Raw genomic sequence first — 10,808 nt, forward strand, 5'->3', positions numbered from 1 at the left:
GATACGGAAGCCCTACACTACACCTACAGGGAAAATGCTCGAACCGTTTTGAGGAGACATGGGGAAGAGACACAGACGTGAGTTTTGAGGAGACATGGGGAAGAGACACAGACGTGAGTTCCTGAAGCTATGGGCAGCATCGATGCCTGCGCTTTTTCTGAAACACGAGGCGCACGCCCAGAAAAAAGAACCGAGCTCTCCGAAGACTGGCTACCGGACACCCGCGACCCTTGAACGATACATCGACCCTTTGCCGAGGCTGTCGCAACTGTCGCCCTACGGAAGCACGAGAGGGAAAGACCTGTATCGCATCCGGATGACGGAGTTCGCCCGTCCGTTGCATTCACAGCTTCCTCCGGCACGCCTGTGGGGCTACGAAGGACAGTATCCCGGGCCGGTTATTGATGCGCGACGCAACAAGCCAATTGCAGTGCAATGGGAAAACAGACTTCCAACGCAGCATATCCTGCCGATCGATCCCCACATCCATGGAGCCATGCCTCCAACTCCCGAGGTCAGAACTGTGCCTCACCTCCATGGAGCAAACGTACCATCGTCGAGCGATGGCCTTCCGGAGAAATGGTTCACACCGGGGCACTCTGCGCGGTACGAGTACCCCAATCGACAGCGTGCTGCGACGTTGTGGTATCACGACCATGCCATCGGCATCACGCGGCTGAATGTGTATGCCGGCCTGTCGAGCTTCTACCTGTTGCGGGATGACGAAGAGCTGAGCATGCACTTGCCCTACGGCGAATACGAGATTCCTCTCGTGCTGCAGGACCGTTCGCTGGACGAACACGGTCAGCTTCTCTATGCCCCCACGCTGGACGATGCCGTTCCGCTGCCAAAGGGAGTCTGGGGGCCGATGTTTTTCGGAGAGCTTCCGGTGGTCAATGGGGCAATCTATCCATATGTGGAAGTCCGGCCCCAGCTTTACAGAATTCGCCTGCTGAACTCGTCCAATTCTCGCGTGCTGAACCTGTACCTGAATCTGGCGAAGAGTCCAACCGATATCCCACACCTGATCAGATTTCATCAGATTGGTTCAGATGGTGGGCTTATGCCGCAGCCTGTTGCTCTCGAAAAGCTGGAGCTGGCGCCTGGAGAACGGGCAGATCTCATCGTCGATTTCTCGTCCCTCGCGGGAAAGACGGTGACACTCAGCAACGACGCTCCTGCTCCGTATCCAGGGTGGAATGTGCTGAACGCCACCTGGCCCATTCTGCTGGAATTCATGCAGTTCCGCGTCAGCCTTCCTGCTGAACCGTCACGCTCGTTCAGCCTTCCGCAGGACATAGCTTTTACAAAGCTGGATGAAGGAGAAGCCATACGCACGCGTGACTTCATCCTCACGGAGGAGATGGACGCACAAGGCCGATCGACAGGCCTCCGTATCAATGGACAGGGCTATCACGATCCTGTTACCGAGACCGTAACGCTAGGGACGCTGGAAAAGTGGCGGTTCATCAATACCAGCGATGATGCACATCCCATGCATCTGCACCTGGTTCAGTTTCAGATCTTGCACCGGCAAGGCTTCAATCTAGGCACCTACCGCATGAACGGCAAGATCGAACCGGTCGGCTCGCCGAGGCAGCCACGCGCGAACGAACAGGGATGGAAAGACACCGCCACTGTAAATCCTGGCGATATCCTGACTATCCTTGCACGCTTTGAAGGCTATACCGGAAAATACGTCTTTCACTGCCACATGCTGGAGCATGAAGACAACGACATGATGCGGCCATTCGTTGTTGTCGCTCCCGGCCAGGACGGGAAAACGTCATGAGCGGCTGCTATTCTCAGGTCTCCGATGTAGACACGAGAGATACTTCCGCTGGCTCGGCAGACGGCTTCGGCGCCAGTAGCGGCCAGCCCTTATGGACGACGATATCCAGCCATACACCCGCAATCTGAGATGTAACGACAGCGGCCACAACTAACGTCGTATAGAACTGCGCGCTGATGATGCCGGCATCGAGGGCAACACTGGCGAGGACGATTCCCGGCCCTCCGCGCGCATTCGTGGTGATAGCGAGGTTGACGAGGTCCAGTCCACGGAACCCGGCGAAGCGCCCGGCCAAAGAAACGGACAATACCTTCACCGCTGATGTTCCCACGATAAAGGCAATCAGCATCCAGAAGGATATTCCTCGAATCAGGTCCAGCCGTAAGCCAACGATCGCAAAGTAAACCGGGATGAAGAAGGCAAAGGAGACCTTGCCGATGGCTTCCAGCGCATCCGCGAAGAGCCGACGCTTTTTGTGGACGACCGCAAAACCCGCGAGAAACGCAGCGAAGACCATGCTGATATGCAGAACTCCGGCGACGACACAGTAAGCCAGTAATACGGCAACGGCATAGCCGGTCGGAGAGGACTTTGCCACTACGTTGAAGCTGGCTTTGTTAAATCGCTTGACCAGCCGCGGCACCAGGGTGAGTCCAAGGATAAAGAAGGCTACCGTCACGATCAGGTGATACGACAGCCCCCGAATGTCCAAGGCAGCCTTCCCTGCTGCGGCAGTGGCAACCGCCAGCGCCAGCCACAGAACGATGTCTTCGAGCACGGCCACGCCCAGCACCAAACGCGCAAAACGCGTGTGCAGTATCTTCAGGTCGGCAAAGATCTTCGAGACAACCGGCACTGAAGTAACGGCGACGCCGACAGCCAGGATGATGGTGATCGAGATTCGATTACCGTTCGGACCGAGCAACGACGGCTTGATGACCCAGGGAGCAAAGAATAGTCCCAACAGGAATGGGAGGCCCGTACCGACAATCGTCAGCCAACCGACCTCGCGCCGCTCTTCGTGAGTAAAGAGCTGCTGGGTCTCCGCTCCGGCAAGAAACATGAGTAAGAGCAGGCCAAGCCAATAGACGAAATCCAGCACACTGCCTTGATGTTTTGCGCTGTCGATGAAGTGCGCGACAGCAGGAATGCGGCCGGCCACCGCATTTCCCAGGATGACGCCGGCGAGGATCTCACCAACTGCTTTAGGCTGCCGTAGTTTGACAAAGACCCATCCCAGCAACTGGGCCAGTCCCGCCAATAGCAAAAGAAGAAACAGAACCTGGGTCAGTTCAGAATTACTCATTGCCTGCAAGGTCTCATCAGTGAATCTCGTTCATGGCTGCTACGGTCGTGACCGCCGGCCGATTCGGAGCCTCCGAAAAGACCCACATCCCGCGAAAATTTTCACGCAGCGTAGGATGTAGTTTCAAGAATGCACTCATGGCGTCGCGGTTTCGCTTTTGCGCGACAGCCGGATCCGTGATGGACGGATCCATCTGCATATGAATGGCGATATCCAACTTATCTGCGTGAAGGCCATTGTCCGGAGCGACAGAGAAGAAGCGGAACGCCGTACCGTCAGCACCGTTGACAACCAGGGGTGTATCCGGACCGATTCCATTGGCAATCTCCGGAGGCAGAGCGCTCGCTGACTCGGAGCGAAGGCTTTCCAGATGAGTACTGGATACAAACACGGCGGGCTGAAGTAGCTGTTTGGCCTGCTGGTAGTAGATATAGGCTACCCAAAGCTCTTTACTGGCCGCCATCGTTCGCCCCTGGCGCCAGTACCATAAGCCATCATGACCGGCCGCCGAGCTCTCCTTCGGGAATAACCCTGCGAGCTTCCAGGGGCTACCTGCGCCATCCTGCCGCAACAACATGGAGAGAGTCCAAGGAGAAGACCCTACAAAATCCACCATCGCAAACGCGTAACGCCCCGGCGGCAATCCAGGAATACTGAAATCGGCCTCAGCATTACGACCGTTGAGTGTGCAGAAGAATTCGGCATTCGGAAAAGTGCCATCCGCATTGCGCGCGCTACCGCTCGCATCGAGCATATACACCTGCTCCACTTCAGCGTTCTTCCCTGCAAGCTTCGGAGACGCGGTAGTGATCGCACTGGCGATGCCGCTGAAGTTCGCCGCGAACTCCGGGATAGTCGCAGCTTGCACGCCAGGCCGGTCGTTTGCCTGAACCTTCCGGGCCAGAGCTAATGAGGCATCCGCCAGAGCGTTCCTTTCGGCCGGCTGCATCTTTGATTGTGTCGTGCACGTCTCCGCGGGAACCTGATAAGGAAGAGTCAGCAACATTCCCGTGCAGAATGTTAACCAAAAGCTTCGCTTATTCGAACACTTCATAATGCCGTCCTTCTTACTAAAACCGTTCCAAATACGTAGGCCCTAACTCAAAATCTGGAAGTTCACTTCTACGTTCATCTCAACTGTGACAGGGTGTCCATCCTTCATGGCCGGCTTGAACTTGTACTGACGAACAGCTTCCAAAGCCTTTTCATCCAACCCCATCCCCAAGCCGCGGACAAGGCGAACATGCATGGGGCGCCCATCGGGGCTTACCTGCAGATAGACAATGACTTTTCCGGTGACTTTCGCCTGCCTGGCTTCTTCCGTGAATCCTGGCGCCGGTGCAGAGATTACCTGCGGCTCTGAGACACCGCCACCAACTTTGAAGACGCCGCCGCCGAAATTACCGCCTGAACCCGATCCCAGACCATTTCCGAAACCCGCACCCAATCCGGCACCTGCCCCGTTCCCTGCCGATACCACGACTGATGGGGCACTCGATATTCCCAGGTTGGGCACATCGGCCTTGGCCATCTTCAGATCTGCCTGAACATTGATCGTTGGCTGGACCGCCATCGTAATCTTAGGAGCCGCTGTCGGCTGTACCGCCGGCATGATGGTCGGCTTCGGCTCGAACTTCGGCGGATTGCCACGCGAGACCGGAATTGGAGTGTGTTGCCCTCCACCACCACTCATCGCTACCGCCTTCGGGGGTGCGATAGGTAGTACCGGAGGAGGCGGTAGAGGGTCGACCAAGGTGACATGAGTCGTCACCGGCCTTGGAGTCACAACAGCAACGATCTTCCGGCTGCCGAACCAGATGAGAGCCACAAGTACGAAGCAGTTGATCGCAATGGCAAGGCCAGTCGCCCGAGGATCTCGTTTCACTGCCATACGATCGGGCAGAACAATGGGCCTCGATGTTGTGTACAAGGGAGGCGCCTTCGGTGGGGCTATAGCATCGTGCAGGCTCTCCATGAGAGAAGCAAGCACACTCTTTTCGGTAACCTGGGACAGATCGCCACTCAAGAGCTTGTAGTCTTGAGAATTTTTCGCTTGGGGTTGCGTTCGATCAAAGGCAGGTAACGTTTGCGAGATTCCCATGATAGTTGCATCCTCAGTTCTTCTGCTATCGCAGGATGTCGTTCGGGTAATTGGATGCAATGAAGAGGAGGAGTGTTTCCTGTTGGGTTCGAGTACAGCATTTGCATTTCTCATGAGTGCTCCAGATCCTTACAGCCATAGATACAGTCATCGAGCTGAGGTGCGACCGGATAAAGAAGAACGCCCCTCGCGCATGCCGAGTAGCCATACGTGAGAGGCGATAGGTAGTGACTCATATTCGTTATTGGGCAATTGCAGGTTGTTTCGATCTCTCGATAGGACGAGAAGGCTCAGTCACCAGGTTGCTGGTATCTCTCATCGCCGCGATCGCCTGGCTATAGCGGCCCGCAGCCGCATTGAATCGTATGATCGCCATCTCTTCCAGCATCTTGGCGCCATCCCTGAGATAGCTGATACGGCTACGATCATCATGTCCCCACGTAACGGGAACCTCCGCAATGCGGTAGCCAAGCTTACTGGCGATAAACAGCAGCTCCGGATCGAATCCCCAGCGCTCGATTGTCTGCAGGCGGAAGATCACCTGTGCCGCATCACGCTTGAATGCCTTGAACCCGCACTGCGTGTCCTTGAAGGAGAGGCCAGTCATGACTCTCGTAACGAAGTTGAAGCAACGGCCGAATATCTGGCGATATAGCGGCTGCTGTACAGTCTGTCGAGATCGCTCAAGCCAGCGCGATCCAATGGCTACATCGGCGCCCGCATCCAGTGCAGCCATCAACCTCTCCGCCTCGATCTTCGGTGCAGAGAGATCTGCATCGGTAAACAAGACGACGTCGCCCGCCGCCTGTAGAACCGTACGATCCGTGGAACCGTCGTCCACCACCAGCAACTCCGCGTCCCATTGACGAGCTTCAATGCATTTCAGGATGAGATTCAGTGTGTTGCCGATCCGGTGAGCTTCGTTGTAGGCGGGAATTACTATGCTGAGATACGGATGGGACATAGAGCCCAACTCCAGACAGGGAAATTAGCGTTCCATAAAGATGACCTGTGCGGCCCACATAACTTTCCTGTTTACCCTAGACCACACATGTCCCAAATACATGTGCAATATATGTTGCTACAAACCCGCACAAGGTTGTGCAGGCCGAACCGGAAGAGTTCACCAGATTCCCTTGTCACTACCGGTAATCTTGTGTCCGATTGCCGCAGCCGTTGCAAGCCACGGCAAAAGCCCCAGGCGGGCGCCGCTGCTGATTTCGCCCTTCCTGAACGTATCCAGCAACTGCAGTCTGTAGAGCTCCGCCGACTGAGGGACGATGGGTACGCGGAGAAAACTCTTCCCGCAGTACATGACCTTTCCATCAAAGCGGGCGGCATCTCGTACAAACGCAGGCAGTACAAGATGGGAGCCGATGTACTTCCAGACGTAATCCGAGACCAGTACGAGGTAGGTTGCAACCCCCTCCCAGATTCCGCTTTGTTGCGCGGAACGTCTCAGGTCCTCATAGTCCAGCGCGCCGGAGACTACCAGCCCTGCAGAGTCCACGATGTCGCACAGACGGAAGTAGAAGTGGCGATACATGCGCTGCAAAGTTGAAATCATGATCCGGTCTGAAGGCGACGGTACACGAAACCTTTTCCCATCAAACTCCACCGCTCGTGACCGCGCTGGAATATTCTCTGCCAGTGTCAGATGTTCCCCCGTCTGTCCAAGGCGGCACATGTGGATTTCGACGGCCTCCGGCAGTCCGGGAATCTCGAAGTTCCACTTCCCTGCCAGGCGATCTCCCCAGCTGCGCGACGCGATGGTTGCCTCGAACTGTTGTTGCATCAGGGCCAGCACGACATCGGGAGCCGCGTTCGTATACAAATCCATATCGCTTCCAAAGTCAGGCCAGTGATCCAGGGTCTTAATGACGGTTACGTCAAGACCGGCTTCAGAAAACGCGGCACAGATGGCCTGTAGATAAGCCGTAGCATGTGCGATGCGGGCACGCTCAGCCGCGATGACCTCATCGGCACGCCGAACCTGTTCAAGATCGTTCGCCTGGAGCATCAAACTCCGATACGCCTCCATTCCGCGGACGACCACGTGGTTGGCATGCGCCAGCGACACCAGCTCATCGAGTTGAGCCGTGCTCATCTGCAGACGGGGGATGAGAGAAGACAGACTCGCCGTTGGCGATAGGACCAGTCGAGAGAGTATGTCCATGGTGTCACTTGCGTTACCGGGCAGACGAGAGTTAGGCATTCCTGGGAGCATCCTTTGATTGATCGTGTAATTGATCGTGGGCTGCGTGTAGAGAGGGCAGCTTAGCGAGGCAACGGCGCGCTGGAAGGCGCCGGTTCTGGATTATCCGGTTGAGACGGCGGCGGTTCCGGGCTGCCGTCACGCCGTATGAGTTCGACGGGTTCACTGGGGCTAGCGGGAGAGGGATTTCGGGACTTCAATGCCTGATAGACATCCTGCCGGCTTTGGAGCGCTACTTCGGCGAGGCGGTGGCCTTCAGCCTCTGAACGACTAGCCATGCCAACGGCCTCCCCCGCATCCTTCGCAGCGCGGGCTCGCGTGTAATAAGCGACAGCCGTCTCCAGATCGCCGTCCCGCTCCGCCAGATAGCCAATATTGTTGAGAGTGAACGCGCTGGAGGGGTCCGCGGCATAGGCCTGCTCGAAATTGCTGCGGGCGGTAGCCCAATCCTCTTTATTGAGCGCCGACACTCCTCGTACCGTGAACATGTGAGCACGGATCTGATGGATGTCCATATCCGCCATACGTGCACGAAGCTTCTCGGCAGACTCAGCAGCGAGCGTACCGATGGGCTTTCCCCGCGATGACTTATCGAGAGCTACCACCACCTTTTGCGTCGAGTGGGTTCTCGCTGCCGCGTCATAGTACTTGAGGGCGTCTTCCAGATCTCCCGTCGCCTGTTCGGCAATGCCAAGATTGTTCAGCGTGAACGGATTGTTCGGGTCCAGAGAAAGGGTCTGCTTCAGCACGGCCTCCGCATCGAAAGCCCGATTCTGCTGCAGCAACTGCATCGCGTAGATATTGATGCGATTGATTCTCATCGGCATGTTCTTGATCGTGCCGAGAGCGTCCATCATGGGTTTGCCCTTAAGGTCTTTCTCACTGCTGCGATCGATTACGGCCTCGCATCCTTGCTCTACCGCAAGCCGGTAATACTCGGCCGCGCGATCGACCTGGCCCTGGAGCTCGGACACATAACCCAGGTTGTTCAGCGTAAAAGGATCGGAGGGGTCATAGAGATAGGCTTTGTAAAACAGTGCCTCTGCCTTCTCATACTTATGTTTTACGACGTGATCCACGCCCTCGCGATTGAGCCGCTGCACCGGAGTTAATTCGGCGCGCCGCGGAATCGTAATGCGAATGTACTGCTGCGCTGCGAGAAACGGCGAGGCGAGAACACCAGCAAGCACAACCCAAAAATGTTTGCGATTCATAGGATGATCCATTGCTTCGGAGAGTTGACACACTTCCGCAACTTCGCCAGTTAGATTCACGGCCAAGACATAGGGTTTCCTGCATAAGTGAGTATGTAACTCAGGGCGTTGCCCGTACCATACCCAGACCACCTGGCTGCCCGCCAAAGCATCTCACCGTCATGCGTGTTTCGTGCCTTGGTCTGCTGGCCTTCTGTGCAACTGCCGCTTCCGGTCAAGCTCTTCCTGAAGGGTTGCTTCCGCCGTCTGAGACGGTGTCGAGGACGACCTTACCCTCGGCGCCGCCAGGGCGCAGCACGGTCATGGGCGGGCAAATCGAAAATGTCGACCTTATCCGCGACCAGTTTGCCCTGAAGGTGCCCGGCAGTGGGGGCAGTCACACGGTCAAAATCCTTTTCGACGAGCGGACGCAGCTCTATCAGAACGGACAGAAGATTTCGGTACTGCACCTGGGTCCCGCGGACCACGCATCGATCGAGACGAGACTGGACGGAACCTCCATCTTTGCCGTCCGTATTCATGTCCTTTCCAATACGCCCCAAGGGCAGCTACGGGGTCAGGTCGTCGGTTTCAATGCCGGCACGGGTGAATTGAAGATACGCGGCACAAATATCGATAGCACGGTGACAATCACCGTACCCGCTGGGACGCCGGTCGCCCGAACCGGCCAGGCTGCGTTTTCCAGAACAAGCCCGGGCCTGGCCGATCTGATCCCCGACGCAATCGTCGATGTCGCCTTTCGACCCGGGAACAACGGTATGGGGCAAGCTAATCGAATTGATGTGCTTGCGGTTCCGGGTGCAGAGTTCGTCTTCCGCGGTGAGCTTCTATCTGTAGACCTTCGGGCCGGAAGAATGTCTATCGCGACAACCTCAGATCATCCGCCAATGGATATCGCATTCGACCCTTCCCGCTTCGAAATAACCCGGCAGCTGCATCAAGGGGGATTGGTAAAAGTCACGACACGCTTTGACGGAACTCGTTACAACGCGACAGACATCCTGACTCAGTAAAAAAGTAGGCCTTAACGCATTCCTGTTTGCGGTTGCGATCTTTCCTTTCTATTGAAATCCTTAGTCCAAAACTCAGAGAGGGAGCCGGTCCGGCTCCCTCTCTGAGTTTGCGCTTAGTGAGAACTACGGTCCAAAGTTCGTCGGTGTGCACGGATCGTATCCGAGTGAAGCTGGCGACACAGGAGTTGGCGGTGTCGGGGGTGCGGCCCAGGGAGCGCCGGTAAAGTCGAAGAAATCGGTCAAATCCGGCTGAGCTTTATCGCGTTCCGTGAGGTGCTCTGAGGCGCCGAGGAAACGGCTCTGCACGAACTTCAGGATGGCCGTGTGATCCATCGGAATATGAGAGACATAGTGTTTCCGGACGTATGGAGAGATGACCATATTGGGTACCCGGAAGCCTAGTTGCGCTTTGAACCCGTTAACAGCCGGTGCGTCGCTGGGGTTCGCGCCGGGTTGCGATGACCGCAGATCGCAATGCAGAGTAGGCGTTCCCCCAGGTGGCAGGCAGGGGTAATACGTGTCTGGGTCTACGGAGATGGAGTTGATGTCCGGAATGTTCCCAACCGAGATGCTGCCGACCATCGGGTCCGTATTGTCATTCGAATGTCCCGGAACCGGAGGCACATGATCATACGGGCCGCCGCCTTCATCGTAGGCCAGGAAGAAGACGGAGTTCATCCAGGAGGAGCTCGTCATCAGGGAATTTACGACCTTCGCCACCTGCTGCTGTCCGGCGAGAATTGACTGCCCTGAACCAGGATGCTCGTCGTTTACCCCGTACCCGGATTCGATGAACGCGAAACTTGGCAATGTTCCGTTTGCCAGGTCCGTGTAGTAGGAGGACAGGGGCGCGATGTGTGTCGGGTCGATGCAGAACGAGTTCGACGAGTCACCCACGACGCTCGATGGCTGGGTCGGAGCAGCGCAAGTACCCGGATTCGAGTGGAGGTAGGTATAGGAGTCCGCAAGCTGCGAGAAGTTTGTTGCCGGGTATACGGCGGATGCTCCGCGGCTCTGGCAGTCGTCAGAATCGAGACACCCCCCCTGAGTCACGGTGTAGTAGAGCTTCCAGGAGACATTGGCAGCAGTCAACTTGGCGAAGATGGTGGGAATCTGCAATTGTGGCAGCCCGTCATCGTTGCCGGGATCCAGAGCCAGCCCCTGGGT

9 protein-coding genes are annotated in these 10,808 nt (G+C 56.6%); 2 read left to right on the top strand and 7 right to left on the bottom strand.

Annotation, left to right across the window (positions count from 1 at the left end):
• Positions 1-94 precede the first annotated feature (94 nt).
• Complete coding sequence (locus AB4043_RS11465; RefSeq protein WP_442301213.1) at positions 95-1,792, top strand: multicopper oxidase family protein; 1,698 nt, start codon at positions 95-97, stop codon at positions 1,790-1,792.
• Between the two features lie 13 nt (positions 1,793-1,805).
• On the opposite strand, the gene AB4043_RS11470 is transcribed toward AB4043_RS11465, so the two are convergent.
• From AB4043_RS11470 to AB4043_RS11495, 6 genes are all read right to left on the bottom strand, one after another.
• Positions 1,806-3,098: a cation:proton antiporter gene (locus tag AB4043_RS11470; RefSeq protein ID WP_442301212.1), complete on the bottom strand. Its 1,293-nt coding sequence runs from the start codon at positions 3,096-3,098 to the stop codon at positions 1,806-1,808.
• 16 nt (positions 3,099-3,114) lie between these two features.
• On the bottom strand, positions 3,115-4,104 hold the full coding sequence (locus AB4043_RS11475) for a hypothetical protein (protein WP_442301211.1): 990 nt from the start codon (positions 4,102-4,104) through the stop codon (positions 3,115-3,117).
• Between the two features lie 90 nt (positions 4,105-4,194).
• A complete protein-coding gene (locus AB4043_RS11480; protein WP_442301210.1) occupies positions 4,195-4,989 on the bottom strand; it encodes an energy transducer TonB in 795 nt (264 codons plus the stop codon).
• 451 nt (positions 4,990-5,440) lie between these two features.
• Complete coding sequence (locus AB4043_RS11485) at positions 5,441-6,163, bottom strand: dolichyl-phosphate beta-glucosyltransferase (RefSeq protein WP_442307093.1); 723 nt, start codon at positions 6,161-6,163, stop codon at positions 5,441-5,443.
• Between the two features lie 159 nt (positions 6,164-6,322).
• Entirely contained in the window at positions 6,323-7,414 is a 1,092-nt protein-coding gene (locus AB4043_RS11490) for a nucleotidyltransferase family protein (RefSeq protein WP_442301208.1), read from the bottom strand.
• Positions 7,415-7,476: 62 nt separating this feature from the next.
• Entirely contained in the window at positions 7,477-8,628 is a 1,152-nt protein-coding gene (locus tag AB4043_RS11495; RefSeq protein WP_442301207.1) for a tetratricopeptide repeat protein, read from the bottom strand.
• A gap of 161 nt (positions 8,629-8,789) precedes the next feature.
• Between AB4043_RS11495 and AB4043_RS11500 the strand changes: the two genes are divergently transcribed.
• The gene (locus AB4043_RS11500) at positions 8,790-9,641 is read left to right on the top strand and encodes a hypothetical protein (protein WP_442301206.1); all 852 of its coding nucleotides are present in this window, start codon (positions 8,790-8,792) and stop codon (positions 9,639-9,641) included.
• A 123-nt stretch (positions 9,642-9,764) separates the two neighbouring features.
• Here the strand turns inward: AB4043_RS11500 and AB4043_RS11505 are convergent.
• The coding region (locus AB4043_RS11505) for an alkaline phosphatase family protein (protein ID WP_442307094.1) at positions 9,765-10,808 on the bottom strand (1,044 nt) is incomplete at its 5' end.

The sequence above is a fragment of the Terriglobus sp. YAF25 genome, from assembly GCF_052113305.1.
Lineage (GTDB): Bacteria > Acidobacteriota > Terriglobia > Terriglobales > Acidobacteriaceae > Terriglobus.